At 37.6% G+C, this 21786-nt stretch carries 21 protein-coding genes, 1 tRNA gene and 1 pseudogene; 14 read left to right on the top strand and 9 right to left on the bottom strand.

Annotation, left to right across the window (positions count from 1 at the left end):
• Nucleotides 1-27: 27 nt before the first annotated feature.
• On the bottom strand, nt 28-780 hold the full coding sequence (gene gloB, locus AACL31_RS16335) for a hydroxyacylglutathione hydrolase (protein WP_310513171.1): 753 nt from the start codon (nt 778-780) through the stop codon (nt 28-30).
• 44 nt (nt 781-824) lie between these two features.
• Here gloB and AACL31_RS16330 point away from each other — a divergent pair, with 44 nt between their 5' ends.
• Nucleotides 825-1541: a class I SAM-dependent methyltransferase gene (locus AACL31_RS16330; protein WP_310513172.1), complete on the top strand. Its 717-nt coding sequence runs from the start codon at nt 825-827 to the stop codon at nt 1539-1541.
• Here AACL31_RS16330 and rnhA read toward each other — a convergent pair.
• Nucleotides 1538-2008: a ribonuclease HI gene (gene rnhA, locus AACL31_RS16325; protein ID WP_310510948.1), complete on the bottom strand. Its 471-nt coding sequence runs from the start codon at nt 2006-2008 to the stop codon at nt 1538-1540. The two genes, AACL31_RS16330 and rnhA, sit on opposite strands and share 4 nt — an antisense overlap.
• A gap of 59 nt (nt 2009-2067) precedes the next feature.
• Here rnhA and dnaQ point away from each other — a divergent pair, with 59 nt between their 5' ends.
• The 6 genes from dnaQ to fbaA all read left to right on the top strand — a co-directional run bounded on the left by dnaQ (nt 2068) and on the right by fbaA (nt 9033).
• Nucleotides 2068-2832 (top strand): DNA polymerase III subunit epsilon, encoded by a 765-nt coding sequence (gene dnaQ, locus AACL31_RS16320; protein WP_032116641.1) that lies wholly within the window; start codon nt 2068-2070, stop codon nt 2830-2832.
• Between the two features lie 117 nt (nt 2833-2949).
• A tRNA-Asp gene (locus AACL31_RS16315) sits at nt 2950-3026 on the top strand.
• A 328-nt stretch (nt 3027-3354) separates the two neighbouring features.
• A complete protein-coding gene (tkt, locus tag AACL31_RS16310; RefSeq protein WP_339053414.1) occupies nt 3355-5349 on the top strand; it encodes a transketolase in 1995 nt (664 codons plus the stop codon).
• Between the two features lie 268 nt (nt 5350-5617).
• Nucleotides 5618-6649: an erythrose-4-phosphate dehydrogenase gene (gene epd / locus AACL31_RS16305; protein ID WP_339053413.1), complete on the top strand. Its 1032-nt coding sequence runs from the start codon at nt 5618-5620 to the stop codon at nt 6647-6649.
• A 76-nt stretch (nt 6650-6725) separates the two neighbouring features.
• On the top strand, nt 6726-7889 hold the full coding sequence (gene pgk, locus AACL31_RS16300; RefSeq protein WP_339053412.1) for a phosphoglycerate kinase: 1164 nt from the start codon (nt 6726-6728) through the stop codon (nt 7887-7889).
• Nucleotides 7890-7950: 61 nt separating this feature from the next.
• Nucleotides 7951-9033, top strand: a complete 1083-nt coding sequence (gene fbaA / locus AACL31_RS16295) for a class II fructose-bisphosphate aldolase (RefSeq protein WP_339053411.1) — start codon at nt 7951-7953, stop codon at nt 9031-9033.
• 397 nt (nt 9034-9430) lie between these two features.
• Here the strand turns inward: fbaA and AACL31_RS16290 are convergent, their stop codons facing one another.
• Entirely contained in the window at nt 9431-11161 is a 1731-nt protein-coding gene (locus AACL31_RS16290) for a hypothetical protein (RefSeq protein WP_339053410.1), read from the bottom strand.
• Between the two features lie 314 nt (nt 11162-11475).
• Here AACL31_RS16290 and AACL31_RS16285 point away from each other — a divergent pair, with 314 nt between their 5' ends.
• Nucleotides 11476-11685 carry an asparaginase domain-containing protein gene (locus tag AACL31_RS16285; protein ID WP_339053409.1) on the top strand — a complete coding sequence of 70 codons (210 nt, stop codon included), beginning with the start codon at nt 11476-11478 and terminating at the stop codon, nt 11683-11685.
• 164 nt (nt 11686-11849) lie between these two features.
• On the opposite strand, the gene AACL31_RS16280 is transcribed toward AACL31_RS16285, so the two are convergent.
• The 3 genes from AACL31_RS16280 to AACL31_RS16270 all read right to left on the bottom strand — a co-directional run bounded on the left by AACL31_RS16280 (nt 11850) and on the right by AACL31_RS16270 (nt 14352).
• Nucleotides 11850-12392 (bottom strand): disulfide bond formation protein B, encoded by a 543-nt coding sequence (locus AACL31_RS16280; RefSeq protein ID WP_422389260.1) that lies wholly within the window; start codon nt 12390-12392, stop codon nt 11850-11852.
• A 13-nt stretch (nt 12393-12405) separates the two neighbouring features.
• A complete protein-coding gene (locus AACL31_RS16275) occupies nt 12406-12558 on the bottom strand; it encodes a DUF5993 family protein (protein ID WP_238565722.1) in 153 nt (50 codons plus the stop codon).
• A 321-nt stretch (nt 12559-12879) separates the two neighbouring features.
• Nucleotides 12880-14352 carry an NAD-dependent succinate-semialdehyde dehydrogenase gene (locus AACL31_RS16270; RefSeq protein WP_339053408.1) on the bottom strand — a complete coding sequence of 491 codons (1473 nt, stop codon included), beginning with the start codon at nt 14350-14352 and terminating at the stop codon, nt 12880-12882.
• Between the two features lie 789 nt (nt 14353-15141).
• Here AACL31_RS16270 and AACL31_RS16265 point away from each other — a divergent pair.
• Both AACL31_RS16265 and AACL31_RS16260 read left to right on the top strand, forming a co-directional pair.
• Entirely contained in the window at nt 15142-15762 is a 621-nt protein-coding gene (locus AACL31_RS16265) for a hypothetical protein (protein WP_339053407.1), read from the top strand.
• A 15-nt stretch (nt 15763-15777) separates the two neighbouring features.
• Nucleotides 15778-17253 carry a hypothetical protein gene (locus AACL31_RS16260; RefSeq protein ID WP_339053406.1) on the top strand — a complete coding sequence of 492 codons (1476 nt, stop codon included), beginning with the start codon at nt 15778-15780 and terminating at the stop codon, nt 17251-17253.
• A 592-nt stretch (nt 17254-17845) separates the two neighbouring features.
• Here AACL31_RS16260 and AACL31_RS16255 read toward each other — a convergent pair.
• A complete protein-coding gene (locus tag AACL31_RS16255) occupies nt 17846-18325 on the bottom strand; it encodes a hypothetical protein (protein ID WP_339053405.1) in 480 nt (159 codons plus the stop codon).
• 119 nt (nt 18326-18444) lie between these two features.
• A complete protein-coding gene (locus AACL31_RS16250; RefSeq protein ID WP_339053404.1) occupies nt 18445-18624 on the bottom strand; it encodes a hypothetical protein in 180 nt (59 codons plus the stop codon).
• Nucleotides 18625-18739: 115 nt separating this feature from the next.
• Between AACL31_RS16250 and AACL31_RS16245 the strand changes: the two genes are divergently transcribed.
• The 3 genes and pseudogenes from AACL31_RS16245 to AACL31_RS16235 form a co-directional block, all read left to right on the top strand.
• Nucleotides 18740-19027, top strand: a complete 288-nt coding sequence (locus AACL31_RS16245; protein WP_310513600.1) for a DUF2523 family protein — start codon at nt 18740-18742, stop codon at nt 19025-19027.
• Nucleotides 19028-19030: 3 nt separating this feature from the next.
• Entirely contained in the window at nt 19031-19930 is a 900-nt protein-coding gene (locus AACL31_RS16240; RefSeq protein WP_310513601.1) for a zonular occludens toxin family protein, read from the top strand.
• A pseudogene (locus tag AACL31_RS16235) lies at nt 19905-20537 on the top strand (type II secretion system protein GspD); the annotation flags it as partial. The gene AACL31_RS16240 and the pseudogene AACL31_RS16235, both read left to right, overlap by 26 nt.
• Here the strand turns inward: AACL31_RS16235 and AACL31_RS16230 are convergent.
• Complete coding sequence (locus AACL31_RS16230; RefSeq protein ID WP_339053403.1) at nt 20518-21486, bottom strand: IS110 family transposase; 969 nt, start codon at nt 21484-21486, stop codon at nt 20518-20520. The pseudogene AACL31_RS16235 and the gene AACL31_RS16230 sit on opposite strands and share 20 nt — an antisense overlap.
• Nucleotides 21487-21609: 123 nt before the next feature.
• Between AACL31_RS16230 and AACL31_RS16225 the strand changes: the two genes are divergently transcribed.
• Nucleotides 21610-21756 (top strand): hypothetical protein, encoded by a 147-nt coding sequence (locus AACL31_RS16225; protein ID WP_339053402.1) that lies wholly within the window; start codon nt 21610-21612, stop codon nt 21754-21756.
• Nucleotides 21757-21786: the final 30 nt, after the last annotated feature.

The following is a 21786-nucleotide window of genomic DNA, read 5'->3' as shown; positions in this document are numbered from 1 at the left end:
TCTCGTTAGCTAATGACAACCATCAATTTAAAAGCGATCTTTTAGTTTGCGAATTTTGGCAAATACATCACAATTTGAACAAGTAGCAGGAGAAAACCCCAATACTTTTTGTAAGTAAGGATCGTCATATCTTAAGAAGATATTGATCTTTTTTTCTACTTTAAGTTGTGATGGCAGTGTGGATTGTTTTTGGGCTCGTTTTTGATTCACGGCTAAAGTATAAGCTTTTATTGCTTCATCGTGGGGTAGCAAATAACTGGCAAATACCATATTCGCAGCGGTATATTCATGTGCGCAACAGACTAACGTCTCATCAGGTAAAGCTTTAAGCGTTTCAAGCGAATGATACATTTGTTCAGCTGTTCCTTCAAAAATACGGCCACAACCACCAGAAAATAGGGTATCACCGCAAAATAGATATGGTTTTTGATAGTAAGCAACATGTCCTAAAGTATGTCCAGGTACGGCAAAAATTTGCCATGAAAAGCTGGCAAAATTTAGCTGCTCTCCACCTTTTATGATACATGTTGCTCCTTTGCTACTGGTTTCCATTGGACCATAGACGACTAATTCGGGATAATATTTTTGTAATTCTTTGACGCCATCGACGTGATCATGATGGTGGTGAGTAAGTAAAATAGCGACCGGTTTTATAGCATTTTGTTGCAAAAATTGCTGCACTGGCTTAGCAGTACCAGGATCGACAATAATACAGTTACCTTGATAGATTAATAGCCATATATAATTATCAACTAAGGAAGGAATTCTGATAAGCTCCATAATATAATAATGCCTCATAGCTAAAGGGTTAGAAGGATATTACAATGAAGTCAGCTCGTATTGCTCAACGATCTAAAATGCCTGACTCCTGGGAAGACATTCCATGGGGAGAATATTATCGTATTGCATTGAACCAGCAGCTACAACCATGGTGGCCAAAAATATTTGGTTTCCATTTATTAAAAATTGGCCAATTGAGTTTACAGATTGATACCCAAGCATCGCTGATTACCCATCAATTTAGCATGAATATAGCTGGAAGTAACTGTCAATTATTAGGTGATCCTAATGAAATGCCTTTCGAGGACAAATCGATCGATGCCTGTCTTTTGATACAACAATTATCTTACGGTACTAACCCACATTGGTTATTGCGTGAAGCTGATAGGGTTTTGGTTGATGATGGTTGGCTAATTTTATCTAATTTTAATCCTTTTAGTTTGCTAGGGTTAGGGAAATGTATTCCTCTTTTGCGTAAGCGGCAACCCTATCGTAGTCATATGTTTTCGACCTGGCGTCAACTTGATTGGTTGAGCTTATTGAATTACGAAGTACTGCAGCGACAAAGTTTTCAAATTATACCCTGGATAAATCCTGATCATTTTATCAATAGAAATTTGCAATTTGCCGGTTGTATCAATCTTATCATTGCCCGTAAAAGAACGTTACCGTTGACGCCAACACCCATAAAATTTATGCGAACCCGCATGAAAATAGGTAACACAATGGGGGTTGTTAAGTGTTGGCGCAAACGTCATTAATTTTGTTCCGTTTGGTAGCCGCTATCCTCTTCTGTTGGTGAATTTGCCGCATTTCTTGCTAATTCATCGCATCGCTCATTTTCTGCATGTCCAGCATGGCCTTTGACCCAGTGCCATTCTATTTGGTGTCGAGAAATTGCTGCGTCTAATCGTTGCCATAAATCAACATTCAAAACAGGTGATTTATCTGCGCGTCGCCATTGGCGATTTTTCCAGTTGTGGATCCATTGGGTGATACCCTGACGGACATATTGACTATCAGTCGTTAGAATAACCTGGCAGGGTTGTTTAAGCGTTTCCAAACCAATAATGGCAGCCATTAATTCCATACGATTATTGGTGGTACGAAAATACCCTTTGCTTAATGTTTTTTCATGTTTATTATAACGCAGTAAAATACCATAACCGCCTGGGCCTGGATTGCCTAAGCAAGAACCATCGGTGAAAATTTCTACCTGTTTCGTCATTTCTGATAAACTCATTTTATTCGTGATTTATAACCCTAAGTCTGACATAAAAAGGCACTATGAGCACTGTGATTACACGACAAATTGTTCTTGATACGGAAACTACTGGTATGAATAAGCTAGGGATCCATTATGAAGGACATAATATTATTGAAATTGGCGCGGTAGAAGTAATCAATCGCCGCTTAACTGGTCGTCATTTCCATGTTTATATAAAACCAGCACGATTAGTTGATCCTGAAGCTTTCGAAGTTCATGGGATTAGTGATGAGTTTTTACAAGATAAACCAACTTTTGCTGAAATAGCCGATGAATTTTTAGATTTTATTCGCGGCGCTGAGTTAATCATCCACAATGCCCCTTTTGATATTGGGTTTATGGATTATGAGTTTTCCAAGTTAAATAGAGATATTCCACCGACAGCAAACTTTTGTCAGATCACTGATAGCTTGGTATTGGCCAGAAAGCTGTTTCCGGGAAAACGGAATAATCTTGATGCTTTATGTGATCGCTATCATATCGATAATTCAAAGCGTACACTCCATGGCGCCTTGCTCGATGCAGAGATCTTGGCCGAAGTCTATATGGCAATGACCGGAGGACAAACCTCGTTAGCTTTTTCAGTTGATTCAGAGCCAGGTAGTGAAACCTATACCGATGATATTAAACGAATAGAACGCTCAGCAATGGGATTAACCGTGATTTATGCTAATCAAGAAGAAATTACTGGCCATGAAGCAAAACTGGATCTGATTGAAAAGAAAAGTGGAAAGATTTCACTTTGGCGTTCCGATGATTGCGAAAAGGATCAGGTTAAACATTAATCATTGTTACACTTTTATCTGAAAAAATGCGCAAATAGTGATTTTTTTTCTAAAAAATATTGACGTATAGATTGCTGATTCGTAATATCATGGCCGTTCTTAAATCGATTATACCGTGGTGCGGTAGTTCAGTTGGTTAGAATACCGGCCTGTCACGCCGGGGGTCGCGGGTTCAAGTCCCGTCCGCACCGCCAATATTATAAAACCCTGAGTATAAGCCTCGGGGTTTTCTGTATTTTAAGATAATAAACATTCTTTTTGCCAGAAAATCATATCCAATCTCACAGCCTTTTTGCTTAGAAAAAATTATGATATTCGTGTTTTGATTTTCGCTATAGTACAAACAGTGATTGTTATTATTGTTTCATTCACTTATTTTTAATTCTTTTGCTATTGATTAAAATTTTGTTACCGCTGATTATTTAGGGCAGATACCTAGATTAGATTTTAACTGTTAAGATGGCAAAACGACCTTGAGAAAATCAGTATCAAATTTGCTATTTATTCGATTTGGAGTAAACAATGATCACTCGTAAAATCCTTGCTAATGCTATCCGTTTCCTCAGTATGGATGCGGTACAGAAAGCAAAGTCAGGGCATCCAGGTGCGCCAATGGGAATGGCGGATATTGCTGAAGTACTCTGGCGTGACTATCTGGATCATAATCCTGCTGATCCTGACTGGGTAGATCGTGACCGTTTTGTATTATCTAATGGCCATGGTTCTATGCTACTTTATAGCTTGCTGCATCTTACCGGTTATGATTTACCGATCAAAGAATTAAAAAATTTTCGCCAACTTCATTCCAAAACACCAGGACATCCCGAATATGGTTATACGCCAGGTGTTGAAACCACGACTGGCCCGCTGGGACAAGGAATTGCAAATGCTGTAGGTTTTGCTATTGCCGAACGAACGTTAGCTGCTCAATTTAATCGTCCAGACCATACTATTGTTGATCATTATACCTATGTATTTATGGGTGATGGTTGCGTGATGGAAGGCATTTCGCATGAAGCTTGTTCACTGGCTGGAACATTGAAATTAGGTAAATTGATTGCTTTTTATGATGATAATGGCATTTCAATCGATGGTGAGGTGGAAGGTTGGTTTACAGATAATACTGCTGAACGTTTTGCCGCTTATCATTGGCATGTTATCAAAGGTATTGATGGACATGATCCTGAACAAATCAAGTCAGCAATAGAACAAGCCCGTAAGGTTACCGATAAGCCCTCTCTATTAATCTGCAAAACGATAATTGGTTATGGCTCGCCACATAAGGCTGGTTCCGAAGAAGCGCATGGTTCACCATTAGGTGAAACTGAGATCGCTGAAACCCGGGCAGCACTAGATTGGTCATATCCACCTTTTGAAATACCAGCAGATATTTATCAAGCCTGGGATGCCCGCGAAATTGGTCAGCAAAAAGAAGCTACCTGGCGTGAAAAATTTGCTGAGTATCAACGGGCTTTCCCGCAACTTGCCGAAGAGTTTATCCGTCGGACCAAAGGTGAATTACCGACTAATTGGCAAGCTGTTGCAAATAATTTGGTTGTGGAATTACAACGCAATCCTGCTAATATTGCCAGCCGTAAAGCCTCACAAAATACGTTGGAGGTTTTCGGTAAGGTATTGCCAGAACTTTTAGGCGGCTCCGCTGATTTAGCTCCCAGTAATTTAACTATGTGGTCAGCGTCTAAGTCAATAAAAGATTCTCCAGCAGGTAATTATATTCACTATGGTGTACGTGAATTTGGTATGTCGGCTATTATGAATGGTATTGCCATGCATGGTGGTTTTATACCCTATGGTGCAACCTTTTTAATGTTTGTAGAGTATGCACGTAATGCAGTACGCATGGCTGCGTTAATGAAAATTCGCAGTATTTTTGTCTATACTCATGATTCTATTGGTCTGGGTGAGGATGGTCCAACCCATCAACCTGTTGAGCAATTAGCCAGTTTGCGCCTGACGCCTAATATAAGTACTTGGCGTCCTTGTGATCAGGTTGAATCGGCCATTGCCTGGCAGTATGCGATTGAGCGTAATGAGGGGCCAAGTGCGTTGATTTTTTCCCGTCAAAATCTTGAACAGCAACCACGTGATACTAAACAGTTAGCCAACATTATTAAAGGGGCTTATGTGCTCAAAGATAGCGAAAAAACACCCGCGCTTATTTTGATTGCAACTGGCTCTGAGGTTGGATTAGCGGTTAACGCTTATGAAAAATTGACTGCCGAAGGCTATCAAGTACGAGTGGTTTCTATGCCATCAACGGATACTTTTGATAAACAGGACGCCGCTTATCGTGAGTCTGTATTACCCTCTTCAGTTACTGCACGATTGGCTGTTGAGGCGGGTATTGCCGATTATTGGTACAAATATGTTGGCACAACCGGTGGGGTTGTTGGTATGCATACTTTTGGTGAGTCAGCACCGGCAGAGGTTTTATTTAAAGAGTTTGGTTTTAGTGTGGAAAATGTGATAGAGAAGGCTAAAGCTTTATTGCCGTAATTGATGAAAATGATATGAGCGTATTGATCAGCTTTATATGATTAGATACGCTCTTTTTATTTCAGCAGATAATCATGCGCTATTGCGATCTTTTTTTATGTTGTAGTGCATTTAAATTAAGCTGAAACGTTTCATTTTGGCAAAATTGCTAGATTTATTGATCAAAAGCACACTTTTTATGATTGACGACAAAAATCCTCAGTACAAAAGCTGTAATTATCGGTATTCTTAGCCATTAACAAATCAGTTGTTATATTGAAGGAAGAGTATGGTAGTTAGAGTGGCAATTAATGGTTTTGGGCGAATAGGGCGTAGCATATTAAGAGCGCTTTATGAATCAGATCACCGAGCTCAAATTGCTGTTGTTGCAATTAATGAAATTGCTACTTCGGAAGGAATAGCGCATTTATTAAAGTATGATTCTAGTCATGGCCGATTTGCTTATGATGTGCGCCTGAATAACGATTTGTTAGTTGTAGGTAATGACAGTATTCATCTTTTTCATCAATCTGAGATTGAAAAACTACCATGGCGAGCATTGGATATTGATGTAGTACTCGATTGTACCGGTGTTTATGGCTCAAAGGCCGATGGCTCTGCGCATTTATCAAGTGGCGCAAAAAAGGTGCTATTTTCTCATCCGGGAAGTACTGATCTTGATGCAACTATTGTTTATGGGGTTAATGAAACCAGTTTGAAAAATAGCGATCAACTGGTATCAAACGCATCTTGTACCACAAATTGTATTATTCCTGTGATTAAAATATTAGATGATGCTTTGGATATTGAGTCTGGTACAGTGACAACGATTCACGCTGCAATGAATGATCAGCCGGTTATTGATGCTTATCATCAAGATCTACGTCGTACACGCGCCGCTAGCCAATCTATTATTCCTGTTGATACCAAATTGGCTGCTGGGATCACACGAATATTGCCAAAATTCAAAGATCATTTTGAAGCGATATCGGTTCGCGTACCAACTATCAATGTAACGGCGATCGACCTCAGTGTGACGGTAAGATCTAAAGTAACGGTAGCTAAAGTCAATCAGCTGTTGCAACAAGCAGCAGAAGGTTCATTTCGTGGTATAGTTGATTATACTGAATTGTCGTTAGTATCAACAGATTTTAATCATGACCCACATAGTGCTATTGTAGATGGTACGCAAACACGAGTTAGTGGGCAACACCTAATTAAGATTTTAGTTTGGTGCGATAATGAGTGGGGTTTTGCCAATCGTATGCTTGATACGACATTAGCAATGGCTGCTACTGGTTTCAACAAATCTATCTGTTGACAGACAGTATGGGGAATATTGCTCTCCATACACAGCAGAAGATTAATAATTTAGAGAATCAACGAGAGGATTCACCATGTCTGTAATTAAGATGACCGATTTAGATCTAGCGGGTAAAAAAGTATTCATCCGGGCTGACCTAAACGTTCCTGTCAAAGATGGCAAAGTTACCTCTGATGCACGGATCCGTGCTTCTTTACCGACGATTGAAACCGCTTTAAAGCAAGGCGCAAAGGTAATGGTAACGTCTCATTTAGGTCGCCCGATTGAAGGTGAGTATAATGAGGAATTTTCATTGAAACCCGTTGTAGACTATTTAGCAGATAAGCTCGACTATCCTGTTCGTTTAGTAAAAGATTATTTAAATGGAGTTGAAGTTGCTAATGGCGAGCTGGTGGTTCTTGAGAATGTACGCTTCAACCGGGGTGAAAAAAAGGATGATGAAAACTTATCTAAGCAATATGCTGCACTTTGTGACATCTATGTAATGGATGCATTTGGTACGGCGCACCGTGCTCAGGCATCAACCCATGGTGTGGCAAAATTTGCTCCTATAGCATGCGCAGGGCCGCTGTTATTTGCTGAGTTGGACGCATTAGGTAAAGCATTGAAAGAGCCTGCTCGGCCAATGGTTGCAATCGTTGGTGGTTCAAAAGTTTCGACTAAATTAACTGTCTTGGATTCTTTAGCAAAAATTGCCGACCAAATTATTGTGGGAGGCGGTATTGCCAATACCTTTATCGCAGCTGAAGGTCATAAAGTCGGCCGTTCTTTATATGAAGATGACTTGATCCCAGAAGCAGAAAAATTATTATCTACTTGCGATATTCCTGTACCTACTGATGTTCGTGTAGCGACTGAATTTTCTGAAACAGCCGAGGCGGTAATGAAATCTGTCAATGATGTTAAAGATGATGAGCAGATTTTGGACTTAGGCGATGAAACGGCTGAACGTTTGGCGGGTATTCTTAAAAAAGCAAAAACGATTTTATGGAATGGTCCGGTTGGGGTTTTCGAGTTCCCTAATTTTCGCCACGGCACCGCAGCGATTGCCCAAGCGATTGCAGAAAGTGAAGCTTTTTCTATTGCAGGTGGTGGTGATACATTAGCGGCGATTGATCTGTTTGGTATTGCGGATAAAATTTCTTATATTTCTACTGGCGGTGGCGCTTTTCTTGAATTTGTGGAAGGTAAAAAATTACCTGCAGTTGTTGTGTTAGAAGAACGAGCAAAACAGTAATTATATCTGAAGAAAATGACAGGTAGCACTGTTCACCTGTCCAATAATAGGATTTTATCTCATGTCTAAGATTTTTGATTTTGTAAAACCAGGTGTTATTACCGGCGATGATGTGCAAAAAGTTTTTGCCGTTGCAAAAGAACATAAATTTGCGTTGCCGGCAGTCAATTGTGTCGGTACAGATTCGATTAATGCTGTTTTGGAAACCGCTGCTAAAGTTCGTTCTCCGGTAATTGTCCAATTTTCTAACGGTGGTGCTGCGTTTATCGCCGGTAAAGGTCTAAAAGCAGAAGGTCAGCAAGCTGCGATTTTAGGCGCAATATCAGGTGCTCATCATGTGCATCAAATGGCAAAACATTATGGTATCGCTGTTATCTTACACACTGATCATTGTGCACGTAAACTACTGCCATGGATTGATGGCTTGCTAGATGCTGGCGAGGAATATTATAAAACCACCGGTAAACCACTGTTTTCATCGCATATGATCGATTTGTCTGAAGAGTCATTGGCGGAAAATATTGAAATTTGCTCTCAATATTTGCAACGGATGAGCAAAATGGGCATGACACTAGAAATTGAGTTAGGTTGCACTGGTGGTGAGGAAGATGGTGTCGATAACACTGGCTTAGATAGCTCATCGCTTTATACACAGCCTGAAGATGTCGCTTATGCTTATGAGCAATTGAGTAAAATTAGTCATCGATTTACTATTGCGGCATCTTTCGGTAATGTGCATGGTGTTTATAAGCCAGGCAACGTTCAATTAACACCAAAAATTCTACACAACTCACAACAGTACGTTGCGCAGAAATTTAATTTGCCAGCGGAAAATAATCTGAATTTTGTTTTCCATGGAGGTTCAGGCTCTACTGCTGAAGAAATTAAAGAAGCGGTCAGTTATGGTGTGGTAAAAATGAATATTGATACTGACACCCAGTGGGCGACCTGGGAAGGCATTTTGAATTATTATAAGAAAAATGAAGGTTATCTACAAAGCCAACTGGGTAATCCAGAAGGTGAAGATAAACCTAATAAAAAATATTATGACCCTCGTGTTTGGCTGCGTGCGGGTCAGACTTCCATGATTGAGCGTTTAGAACTTGCATATAAAGAGTTAAACTGTATCAATGTGCTGTATTAAACGCTATTTTATTTTCCTAGTTCTCAACCCTGTGGTTCACCATAGGGTTTTTTATTATCCGACGTAAGTTTTGATAAAAAAGATGTTTTAGGTATAAGTGAGATATCAATTTTAACAAAACTAATAGAATATTTTACGGTTAAAGATATTACTGTTGGATAGAATAAATAATTAACCATTCGGGTAAAAACGGAACATCGACATATTAAGCGACGAATACCAGCTATGCTGGTATTCAAATCATTGCAGTGTACCCAAACTTTGTTTACAGATATCGAATTGATACATATGTTAAACAAGCAGCAGCTTCAACATCCGAAAAGGGATGACTTGTTGCTGGCCAACCGATTTTATCTGTTAGCCAGCTAAAAATAACAGAGCAACTTTTACTGAAATGCTAGCGGGTTTCCAAAAAACGCCTCCCCCTCATTGTGAGCATGCCATTTTTATCAAGGTAACTTTTTAAGGTACTTAAATTCACCTTATATTGCTTACTGATCCCTATTAGTCCACCGGCCTTTGCGATCCCTTCCTCACCTAATGATGCTATTGTTTTTAATAGCCTAGGGGTTATTTTATTGGATTTGTTGCCTAAAAAACTTTTTCCCCTTACAGTGAATGTGCCGTTTTTATCAACGTAATTATTTAAGGTCGCCAAATTTACGTTATATTGTTCACTGATCCCTCTCAATCCACCGGCTATTACAAACCCTTCAGCACCTAAGGACGCTATTTTTTGTAATAGCTCAGGGGTTATTTTGTTCGATTTACCACTTAAGAAAATTTTCCCCCTAACTTTAAGCATGCCATTTTTGTCAAGGTAATTATTTAGCGTAGTTAAATTGACGTTATATTGTTCACTGAGCCCTGTTAGTCCACCGGCCTTTGTAAACTCTTCGGCATCTAATGACGCTATTGTTTCTAATAGCTCTGGGGTTAATTTACTGGATTTGTCGCCTAAAAAATTTTTTCCATTAACCGTAAGCGTGCCCTTTTTATTAAGATAACTATTTAAGGTATGCAAATTCACGTTATATTGTTGACTAAGCCTTCTCAATCCACCGGCCTTTGCGATCCCTTCAGCACCTAATGACGCCATCTCTTTTAATAGTTCAGGGGTTAATTTATTGGATTTACCACCTAAAAAAACTTTCCCTCTAACCGTCAGTGTGCCATCCGCATGGAGGTAATTATTTAAAGTACTCAAATTCACATTATATTTTTCACTGAGCCTTGTTAGTCCACCGGCTTTTGCGATCCCTTTTGCACCTAATAACACTATCTCTTTTAATATCTCAGGGGTTACTGATCTTATTTTTTCTCCATTTACCATCGTGTGAGCTAGATGAGTATTTTCAGTGAGTGAATTATGAGGAATGTTATTGGACTCGACTTTTCTTTCTAAATTACCATTAGTTATCTGCTGTTGTGTAAGTTCATTGCCTATAAAATATGAAGATAAAGCCTCATATTGGGGATAGAGACTGAACCAGATATCAAAAGTACTGTGGTTAGAGGAATTCATATATTTATTTACTACTTGTTGATAAGTTCGTGAAAGATTTTCAGCCACTTCTAGTTGTAAAGTATTAATATTACTGTAGGGTGCATGCAATAAAACCACCCGTTCTGGATCTACCGGGCCTAAGATATGTGTTTCATCAAAACTTATTGCTCTTTCTAAACTCCCTGTTACAGAAAATAGCAACGCTATAGCACTAGTGTCAGGATCATCAAAATTCTGTTTCAATGAAACCGCTGGTAATCCAAGCGCGGCAATAGCAAAAACCGCATAGGCTTGATTGCAGGATACATATCGTACAATTTCATCATAATTTCCGGCAACAATGGTTGTTTCTCCTTGTTTTCCAATCATTGGGTATAAGGAATTAAAGTCATGTGAAGGTTGAAATCCATTTATTTCAGGCTGTTCATTTACCGGATCGAGGACAACCTGAAATAGTAACGGAAAATTATCGCGAGCAGTTAGTCCGTTAGGAAGCAAGCGAGTTTCCCCTTGAATATGAGCAGAAGATGATATTAATTGCTGCAACAGCATGTTGGTTGGATCATTTTTATTGGGCAAAGCAACATGAGCAACCGTTGATAAATTATTTATTGGAAACACGTCACGAACTCCATAAAAAATAGAATATAAATAAAGAATCAAGCATAGAAGAAAAATAATTATTGTAGTAATCCAAATTTGATCGGATAGTCAGCCACTTTATTGACGCAGGATCCTATATTGCCGTTGTTATTATCAACAAGACTTAAGTGGGTATCATCCAGATTAATGGAGTGACGATAGGTAAATTCTATAGAGGCTGCCTGCGGTATGTTTAGCCAATGTGTTTTTTGCCTAATTTGCCGTTGCTAACAAAACAAGACTTTTAATTTAGAATAACCCATGGTAGCGATACTAATGAGGAAATCGCCTATTTGCTAAACTTGACGGTAAAGGGTGAGAAAGCTGTTGTGCTGGTGGGTGTGATGTGTCCGGTGACTGCATTTATTTCTGACGCGCCGGCAAACTTGCACGACGTAATCGTGACGGTAGCGTCACCAGACAACGTCAGGCAGGGTGTGATACTTATGATGAATAAATACATCCTTGACGCGCTGGACATGACGCAGATAGGGCTTTGTTAGCGTGAGCATAGGCAATAGCAAACCGCATTAAATATCTGTTTAATCGATTTAAACACAACGAATATTTTTTAAAACGATTTAATAGACATTTTAGGGCAGACATTTTCAACTGTCTAAAATTTATACTATAACTGCGAATTTTCAATTGATAATAAATTAGATTTTTAATTTAATAATTTATAAAATGTTTGGTTATCAACACATTGTGTCAGCCCACACTCCAATATTGTGGATATAAGGTTAGCGAGTATTAAAAATACAAATAGATAAATCGCTATTTCTCTGGCAGGGGATTTTGCTACTTGTATTTCAGCGCTATTGAATAACATTAATACACAAACGAACAGAATGATGGCTAAGGAGAAAATTAGCGACCAAGTATAAAGATGCAAACCGAAGACTGTAGAATAATATCCAGGATCACCTGGCAGAATATGAATTAATACTTGGCGGGTTGCAGTGATACATATGGTGATAGAACTAAGAATAATTATACTATAATGACGCTGATTAATACCAAAGATAAGATTAAATAGAAAACCGATACCTATCATTATAATACCCACTCGTTGTAATAAGCATAGTGGGCAGGGTATTTCATGTAATATAATTTGATAATAGAATGCAATGATTAATGTTACAGATATTCCTAATAGTCCTAGAATATTCAGATTAGAAATAACTTTTGTTGAAGATAGTGTTTTCATCATAATTCTCTAACTAAAACGATAGGTTGATATTGTCGCTTGCATGATATTTAAATAATAAGATAGTTATAATAAACAGCATTAATAAAAGGATATAACTTAGTTTTCTCTGTTTGAGAATAAGTGAGATAGTGACCAGAAAAGCGATGAAAAAAGGTAAAAACATCATAAGATCCTATTAGCATAACATTAACTATTCGATTTTATATGCACAATAATATTATCAATATAAATAATATATTTTATAATAATATATTAAAGTGATATTTTTAATTATAAATTATAGTTGTTAACTAATTGTTGTCAAAAGTTGTTAATAAACTGCATTTATTAGCAAAAAGCAATCCAATACAAGATCATCTAGTGTTAAATTAAAATTCTATAGAGTTTTAAAACACAGAGGGTCAATGCAACTAATTTTATCAGGTTAACATTACCCTCAAATTTTCATTTTTTATAAAAATTATTAATATTTCATTAAGTTAAATTATGTAGTCGTTTTAATATTACCAAAACAGAGATATTTTAATTCTAAAAATTCATCGATACCATAATGGGAGCCTTCGCGCCCGAGTCCTGATTGTTTAATACCACCAAAAGGCGCCATTTCATTAGAGATGAGTCCTTCATTAATGCCAATCATACCTGTTTCCAATGCTTCAGCAACTCGATAGATACGGCTAATATCGCGTGAATAAAAATAGGCCGCTAAGCCAAATTCGGTTTCATTAGCTAACTGAATTGCTTCTGATTCGTCAGTAAATTTAAATAATGGTGCTAATGGGCCAAATGTCTCTTCTTTAGCGATTTTCATTTGGTTATTTACATCAGTCAATATCGTTGGTTCAAAGAATAATTTTCCTTGTGAGGCAACATTGCCGCCGGTTAACAGGTGTGCCCCATGCGCGATAGCATCCGTAATATGTTGTTTTACTTTGTCGATGGCTTGCTGATTAATTAACGGTCCTAGTTGAGCATCTTTTTGACTTGCTGGCCCGACGCGCAGAGTTTTTACAGCTGCACTAAGTCGTTTTGCGAATTCGTCATATATAGTTGCTTGAACCAAGATACGATTAGCACAAACGCAAGTCTGTCCACTATTGCGAAATTTTGCTGCTAATACACCTTGAACAGCAGCTTCTAAATCAGCATCATCGAAAACAATAAAAGGTGCATTGCCGCCTAACTCTAATGAGATCTTTTTGACTGTATTAGCACACTGCGCCATTAATAATTTCCCCACTTGCGTTGAGCCAGTGAAGGTTAATTTGCGGACTATCGAGCTTGCTGTCATAACCGAACCAACTGTTTTTGCATCGGTACTGGGTACAATATTTAAAACACCAGCAGGAATACCTGCTTTCTCAGCCAGTACTGCTAATGCTAAAGCTGATAGAGGTGTTTCAGCCGCGGGTTTTAGAATAACGGTACAGCCAGCAGCCAGGGCAGGGGCAACTTTTCTTGTGATCATGGCATTGGGAAAATTCCATGGCGTAATGGCAGCTACGACACCAACCGCTTGTTTGATAGTCATTATTCGGCAATCAGCGACAGGAGAAGGAATTGTTTCACCATAAGTTCTCTTTCCTTCTTCCGCAAACCATTGGATAAAACTAGCGCCATAAGTTATTTCACCCATTGCTTCGCTGTGGCATTTACCTTGCTCCAGGCTCAATATTTCTGCTAAGGCTGTCTGATTTTCCATAATCAGATAAAACCATTTATTTAAAATCTGACTGCGTTGTTTTGCGCTCATTGCACGCCATGCGGGTAATGCCTTGTCAGCGGCATCGATAGCTTTTTGTGTTTCGATTTTGCCTAAATCACTGACTTTAGCAATTACATCACCATTAGCAGGATTGATAACATTAAATGTTGAATGCTTATCAGCATCGACCCATTGACCGTTAATATAGGCTTGTTGACGGAAAAGGGGAGAATTAATGAGATTATTTTCCATTGATTTTTCTCCAGAATTTATGGATGGTATACCATTCGATATTTATCTTTAATTTGATTTTCAATTGCGGCTAACTGCTGCAAAAATAAAAAAAGAACAATTACTAGCTGATTTAAATCTGCGCAAATGCAAGTCATCACCATTATTAGGATAGATTTTGATTATAATTTAGAAAAATACAATAATAACTTCTGAACAAATAAAATAAATTTTATTGAAAAAAATGATGATAAAGTGGGGAATAATTTTGTATTGGCAGGCCAATTTTATCTGTTAGTCGCTTAAGAAACAGCAGCGTAACCTTTACTCGATTGCTGGTGTTAATGTAATAAAATAACAAAATTTAATTAGTTGCTGTAAAAAATAAACTCTAACATAACTTAATTTTATTCAGGCTTACCAAATAATAGTTTGCTAGAAAATTGATTATTTTTGTTGTTATTCATAAAAAATTTTTAATACCATTCAGTTTTAATACTTAATGAAGTAAATAATAATTCAATTCTAATAATTATTAGACATCTCTTAATATGTAATTAAAGGCACAATATACATTTAATAAATCGTTATTTGATTTGTTAAGGAGATTTTCTGCTATTGTCTATTGTTAAAAGTTTTTTTATGCTTTAGTTGCCAAAAATCATTCCATTCTAGCAAAAATAAATTTCTTATTATTAATGTGATAGAGCCAAAAGTTAGCAATAAAAATCTACCACCAAGACCAAAAAAATTGATATTATAAATGATATTGTTTATCAATATCATTTAAAACGATGTAAAGGACATTATATGCTTTCTATCTCCTCTACCTTTTTCTCTAATTCTATTAATCCTACTAATTGTTTGGAAAAAATATCAGAACCTAAAAAGGATATAAGTCAATCACCTTTTTCGTCTATGATAAGTAATGTTAGTAATTCTAATCAAAATATAAATAATGATTCGATACCATCTATTCTTGTGCAGTCAGGGGATTTAGATAAACAAAAAAATATATTAAGTAATACAAAAACTTTTTGTAATAAAATAGCAATGTCAGCATATAATTATTTGCGTTCTATTGATGGAATTGATGAATTTACCGGAGCGACAGGACAAATTTTACCACAATTTCATCAGTCATTATTATCGTTAAGTATATTACTACCAGCTATTCCTTTGGTTGGAATAGGTGCAAAAGGCGCTTTTGATGAATCAGTAGAAAGTTTTAAAGATATTTATCCTACATTTATGAATGATATTAAGGAAAAAAAACAAGAGATATTAAAAATATTACAACAAAATTTTGCTGAAGATGATGTCAATAAGAAGCTTTTTGAAGAAAAAATTGAACCATTTTTTGATATTTGGATTAATTGGTTACAAGGTGGAAGTGAAAAAGAAAATATCGAAAATTTACAGCAACTATGAACTACTTGGAAGTATTTGCAAGAACAATCACAAGAACAAGGTAATTCTGCCGCCAAGACACTTTATATGGCTACCGAATATCAACGTATGCAACAAGAAGTGCCGGCAGTAAAAATTGACCGTAATTCTTCTCCATTACAAGCAGCGGCGATGAGTTTAATGACAGGTGGAATGGTTGGACTGTCTGCCAAATCAATCGCAGATCTAGTGATGTCCCAAGGGATCAGTGGAGCAGAAGCCGTCAGTGATTTAGCCGGAATGGTCAGTAATACTCTGCTTTTGCCAGCACAGATCATGATGACTGGGTATGGAATTTCGCAAACCATTTCTGGACACCAGCGGGATACGCTACTGCGAGCAGATCGTTCTTTATTAGTAAAGAACCAGCAACTAGATATTATTAAAGAAAATATTGCACAATTAAAAGAAATAGCTGACCGTAAAATACATTATAACTATAAGCAAAGAATAGAGTATGGTACTGTCACTGCTATTGGCCAGGCAGGGATGGCATTAAGTTCATTAAGTGCAATTACTGGAATTGGCAGCGCGGTAGGTTTTGTTCCTGCTTTAGTCGGGGCACCAGCTACTATTTATGGATCTTATATTCGTACAAGAACTAGGGTGCAAGAAGGAAAATATTTAGGTGCTAGAGATGCTCAAAATATAGCTGATAAAAGATTAAATTTCGATGAGTTGGCGAAACATACAACTGAAAAGTCTACTGGCACAAATCAAGCAACACAATCAACTGTAACAACGATTGATACTTTTAACACGGTTGTTAAAGCGGCAACCAATACAATGGTGCAGCAGCAAAAAGTTTTAGCGGAAGCAAAATTACTCTCATTAATTCAAAAGACGATCGATAAAGCAAATAAAAGTAATATTCAACTAACGGTAGAAAAATTGCATCAACAAGTTGATTCTAAAGTAAATAAATTACTTGATAGAATAATAAATAGCCAAAAACAATTTATAAAACAACCGGGTAAGTATTTTATACGACAACGTACCTCTTTACTATCAGATGATCTAAAAATAATAAAGGGGATGCTTGACGATGGTGAATATAGCATTGACCGTTTGGGAAATAAATTAGACAAGCAACAAGGAAGTTATAGTTTAATATCTAGATTGGAGTATGTAAAAGAAAGTTATAATATATCTCTATCAACCAAGACAAAAGAAAAAGTATTAGAATCTAGGGTGCAAGATCTTTTAAAATTAGCAAGTGAAAATGAAACAATTAAACAAGCACTAAAACATCAAGATAGTATTTCTGATAAAACTTTTAATTGGAATGATTTGCAAAAACTCATCCAACATGATGAACAAGCAAAAGCTATTTACACGCAACATCATAACCATTATTTTATTAAGCAAATGAAAAATGAAGGTAAATCTCTGAGAGATGATGCTTATAATAATATCATAAATGGATTAGCGGCTAAATCAGCGACTGAACGAAATATAAATAAAGTAATATAATCAAACACATGTTTAGCTTTAATTATTTCTTGATATATATTATCAAATTTGAGGAATAATATTCTATATAGCAATATATTAAATAGTAATCTTAATTCTATTATATACCTCGATTTTATAGAAATTGAGCTAAACATGATTTTAGTTATAGGTTATAGGTTATAGGTTATAGGTTATAGGTTATAGGTTATAGATTGTACTTATATTAAATACATCCCAATTTGGGAAATTTTAGAAGAAAAAAATAGTAAAATGATTTTAACAATATGATTAAATTGATGAACAATGTATGTCGAGTATCTGCAAATTATTTTTCTCATTATTAGCCAGGCTAAACTTTTAAATAATGCGGATTAATTTGACAGTATTTATCACTAAAACAGTTTAAAAATGGAATTTATGAAAAATATTTTATGTGCCAAGGCAGGTATATGAAAAAGTGTTGTATTGCTATCTGATAAAAATTAGCAAAATATTTGGCAGAGAGGGTATATAAACGCAATTATTTTTTAATAAAAATAATTTTTTGTTAACATTTTAGCCATCGCTGGTAAGCTGCTTTCTTCTATTTGCGTTAAAGGTCGATTGGGTTTTATTGATATTGTATATATAAAGGTTTTGGTTTTAAACTAAGAATTTCTTTCTTAGATAGGAGTCGATGAGGAGGCGAGATTAAATCATTTTTATAAAATATTTTTATGCCTGAATATTTAATACTGTATTCTGAAGATATAACTTGGTTGTACTTAAGTTTTTTTAGCGAAGGAGAACCAAAACCATCCATATTTAAAACAACTTGGACGTTTTTCGAATTCTTCACTTTTTCAAAACCAATAGCCATTCTTTTGGTAAACCGATGAATAATTAAAACTTTAGGTGGTAAATTAAACTGTTCAACCAGGTTTGATAAATAATCAATAATATAATTGATATCAACATAAGATATTGATCCTATTACTTTACCTGGTATATTTCCATTGTGCATCATAAATTCTGGATCTATACCTAAATGAACATTTGGCATTTTTAAATAAGGACTAAGTCTTATAACCTCATTCCTTAAATTACTCAATCCGGGTTGGATGTCTAAAAATAAAATTTTGCCTCATCAGGAACAAGTCAATCGGGTGTCAGTTCATCTTCGGGTGCTTCTTCAAATTTTGGGCAATCTTCTGGTTCAAAAGGTAATGGTCAGGGAACCGATTTATCGCATCCTGATAATAATGAGCCGGATTTAGATTCACCGACGGCAGAATCGGTATTATCGCCATTACAGCATCTCTTTCCTTTTTTGAAAAATTTTAATTTACCAGAACGGGCAGCGTCATGTCCGGTAGCGACTTTTGAAGTGTTTGAGCAGCGTTTTGTCATTGATGCTTATTGCACCTTGTTTGAAAGCATTCGTGATTTGTTGACCCTGTTTTCAATGATTATCTGGTCATTTATGGGGTTACGGATTGTATTGTCTTCTTAAGGGGATTAAGTGATGTATGCCTTGATTGTGTCCGCATTTAATTTTTTATTAGGGTTCGTTTTTAGAACGCTGGCAATTAAATTTATTGTGTTTTCGGCGCTGTTTTTAGTGGTCACCGAATTTGTCCCTGTTTTATTAGCTTTACTACCCACGTCAACGAATTTGCCGGAGTTGATTGGTCAACTTCCTGATAGTGTCTGGTATTTCATGAATCTGTTTGCTGTGATAACGGGGATTAAGATTGTGATTTCGGCTTATCTGACCCGTTTTATTGTGCGACGGATTCCGGTGATAGGGTGATATATGGCGATTTCAGCCTATGTGGGGATTCCAAGAAGCGGTAAATCCTACGAAGTGGTTTGTAACGTGATTATTCCGGCTTTTATGAAAGGTCGCCGAATTGTAACGAATATCTATGGCATTTCGGTAGCGAAAATTACCACTTATTGTTTAGAGAAGAAAAAAGCGGATGTGCATCAATTAGGCAAGATTATCTGCGTTGATAATGAACAGGTTAAAGAGGCCAATTTTTTTCCATTTAAAACAGAAACGGGTATCGCAGAAGAGACTTTTTGTCAGGCTGGCGATTTGATTTGCGTTGATGAAGCCTGGCGCATTTGGGAAAACGATAAAATTCCGCAACAACACCGCTCATTTATTGCCGAACATGGCCATTTTGTAAATGCAAAAGGTATCACCTGTGATTTGGTGGTATTAAATCAGTCGGTGGTCAATTTACCGCGGTTTATCAAAGATAGGATTGAGACTACTTACAGAATGACCAAACTGGTGGCGTTAGGGTTACGAAATCGCTATCGGGTCGATGTTTATTCAGGGATTAAACTGTTTAAAAATAACCGTACTTCATCCTATCAGTGCAGTTATGACAAGGCTATCTTTCCGCTTTATCACGCTTATGAAGGGGGGCATGGTCAAGAACAGGTAGTGGATAAGCGACAGAGTCTTTTTAGTCAATCTAAATTCTGGTTATTAACATCAGGATTGTTGTTGCTGGTCATTGCTTCAGTCTATTTTCTTTATCAATTTTTTGGCGGTAACCGGATAACGCACAAAAGTCCTCCTGGCCATGAATCGGCTATTAATTCAGTCACTATGGAAAAATTACATCAAAATCCGTCGCAACAAAATTTATCAGCTCAATGGCGTATTGCTGGCAAATGTACTGGTTTATTATGGTACTAAAGCCGATATTGCGCGATTAAAAGTATTGTTACCTAAAATCGATACTGTAACGGATGAAGTGGTGGTTTCTGCCTATGTCTTTGAGGTACAAACCGCTGAGCGTAATGGGTCAGGCTTGGCATTGGCTGCCAAATTGGTTTCCGGTAAATTTAATGTTGGTATCGGTAAAGAGGCAGGATTTGACAATTTTGTTCGCTTTAATTTAGGTTCATTAGATGCGTTATATGAATTGTTCCGTACTGATAGCCGTTTTCATGTGGTGAGCTCGCCCAGACTACGGGTAAAAAATGGGGCGCAAGCATCATTTTCTGTCGGCTCAGATGTGCCTGTGTTAGGTAAGGTGAGTTATGCTGATAATAAGCCTGTTCAGTCGATAGAATATCGTTCTAGTGGTGTTATTCTGAATGTACGTCCGCAAATTCGACAAAACGGTGTTGATTTAACCATTGACCAGCAATTGTCAAATTTTGCTAAAACAGAGACGGGCGTGAATAACAGTCCAACGTTGATTAAACGTCAGGTCAATACGCAAGTGAGCGTTGCTGATGGCGATATTATCTTATTAGCAACTGTCTTGAACGTTAAAATTATGGAGAAACGTGATGGTACGACTCATTCCATTCTTCGTTCTTTCTGAGCATCGCGTTCAGGATAGTCAGCAGCTTGCGCATACAGGCGACCAGCGCCACTTTTTTGGCTTTTCCCGCTGCAAGCAGACGCATGTAAAAGGCTTTTATCACCGGATTAAAGCGAGTTGCTACAAGCGCGGCCATATAAAGTGCTGTTCGGACTCCGTCCCTTCCGCCAAATATGGTTCGCCGACCACGCATGGTACCCGAGTCCCGGTTTATGGGGGCAACGCCTACAAGCGCGCTAATAGCTCGCCTCGAGAGGCTGCCCAGTTCGGGAAGCTCCGCCAACAACGCAGCAACTGTCATGGTACCAACCCCTTTAATGCTGCTCAGCCTAGCGGCCAGATCCTTAAAGTGGTTCCTTATGTGGTTGTTCATATCCTCATCGATTCTGGCAAGTTCATCTTCCAGCGCCTTGATGATGATGATGATGCTTTTTCTATTCTGTGGATGTGCGGTATACAGCCTATTACGTTCTGCCACCAACATTGTAATCAACTGGCGTCTGCGTACGACCATCGCAGCAAGAACCTGACGTTCTGCATTTGGCAGAGTCCGGATAAAGCGCTCTCGCTCCGGATGTCGATTAATAACCTCTGCCATTTGTGCAAGCACTTTGGCATCAATACGGTCAGTTTTTGCCAGATAGCCCATAGCGCGGGCAAAGTCTCGGGATTGTCTGGGATTGATCACAGTGACGTCAAAGCCTTCAGCCTGGAGCGAGCAGGCCACAGTAGCTTCAAGCCCGCCAGTTGCCTCCATCAGAACCAACACCACCGAATGCTTTCTCAATTCGGCGATAATGGCATCAAAACCGTCAGAGTCATTACTGACCGTAAACTGTGCAATATCACAGCTGGCTGCTATGTCCAGCGTTGCTTTAGAAACATCAATACCCACACAAAGTGGATTTGGCTGACTCATGATTACCCATCCTTGCAAATGCGTTATGGAGTACGGACAACTGTTCGGGTTTCAGATGAGTGGCTCAGTGTATGCGCCGGTCGCTAATTAACGGGCTTAAAACCCTAGGAGGAATCGGGCTGCATGCACCTTGCCAAATCTAATTGTAACTATTTTAAACCGTTTTCAAGATACAAGGAGGAATCGGGCTGCATGCACCTTGCCAAATCTAATTGTAACTATTTTAAACCGTTTTCAAGATACAAGGTGGTTTGGCTGAAAATAAAGTAACAGAAGCCGATACCGGATTTTCATTTTTGC

This window comes from Arsenophonus endosymbiont of Crataerina pallida (genome assembly GCF_964020125.1).
In the GTDB taxonomy this organism is placed as follows: Bacteria; Pseudomonadota; Gammaproteobacteria; order Enterobacterales; family Enterobacteriaceae; genus Arsenophonus; species Arsenophonus nilaparvatae.
This window is presented reverse-complemented; position numbering and strand designations above follow the sequence as displayed.

Excerpts from the sequence above, each read along its gene's own strand:
- gloB (WP_310513171.1), bottom strand. The coding sequence starts at position 780 with ATGGAGCTTATCAGAATTCCTTCCTTAGTTGATAATTATATATGGCTA.
- AACL31_RS16330 (WP_310513172.1), top strand. The coding sequence starts at position 825 with ATGAAGTCAGCTCGTATTGCTCAACGATCTAAAATGCCTGACTCCTGG.
- rnhA (WP_310510948.1), bottom strand. The coding sequence starts at position 2,008 with ATGACGAAACAGGTAGAAATTTTCACCGATGGTTCTTGCTTAGGCAAT.
- dnaQ (WP_032116641.1), top strand. The coding sequence starts at position 2,068 with ATGAGCACTGTGATTACACGACAAATTGTTCTTGATACGGAAACTACT.
- tkt (WP_339053414.1), top strand. The coding sequence starts at position 3,355 with ATGATCACTCGTAAAATCCTTGCTAATGCTATCCGTTTCCTCAGTATG.
- epd (WP_339053413.1), top strand. The coding sequence starts at position 5,618 with ATGGTAGTTAGAGTGGCAATTAATGGTTTTGGGCGAATAGGGCGTAGC.
- pgk (WP_339053412.1), top strand. The coding sequence starts at position 6,726 with ATGTCTGTAATTAAGATGACCGATTTAGATCTAGCGGGTAAAAAAGTA.
- fbaA (WP_339053411.1), top strand. The coding sequence starts at position 7,951 with ATGTCTAAGATTTTTGATTTTGTAAAACCAGGTGTTATTACCGGCGAT.
- AACL31_RS16280 (WP_422389260.1), bottom strand. The coding sequence starts at position 12,392 with ATGAAAACACTATCTTCAACAAAAGTTATTTCTAATCTGAATATTCTA.
- AACL31_RS16275 (WP_238565722.1), bottom strand. The coding sequence starts at position 12,558 with ATGTTTTTACCTTTTTTCATCGCTTTTCTGGTCACTATCTCACTTATT.
- AACL31_RS16270 (WP_339053408.1), bottom strand. The coding sequence starts at position 14,352 with ATGGAAAATAATCTCATTAATTCTCCCCTTTTCCGTCAACAAGCCTAT.
- AACL31_RS16265 (WP_339053407.1), top strand. The coding sequence starts at position 15,142 with ATGCTTTCTATCTCCTCTACCTTTTTCTCTAATTCTATTAATCCTACT.
- AACL31_RS16250 (WP_339053404.1), bottom strand. The coding sequence starts at position 18,624 with ATGACAAAACGCTGCTCAAACACTTCAAAAGTCGCTACCGGACATGAC.
- AACL31_RS16245 (WP_310513600.1), top strand. The coding sequence starts at position 18,740 with ATGTATGCCTTGATTGTGTCCGCATTTAATTTTTTATTAGGGTTCGTT.
- AACL31_RS16240 (WP_310513601.1), top strand. The coding sequence starts at position 19,031 with ATGGCGATTTCAGCCTATGTGGGGATTCCAAGAAGCGGTAAATCCTAC.
- AACL31_RS16230 (WP_339053403.1), bottom strand. The coding sequence starts at position 21,486 with ATGAGTCAGCCAAATCCACTTTGTGTGGGTATTGATGTTTCTAAAGCA.
- AACL31_RS16225 (WP_339053402.1), top strand. The coding sequence starts at position 21,610 with ATGCACCTTGCCAAATCTAATTGTAACTATTTTAAACCGTTTTCAAGA.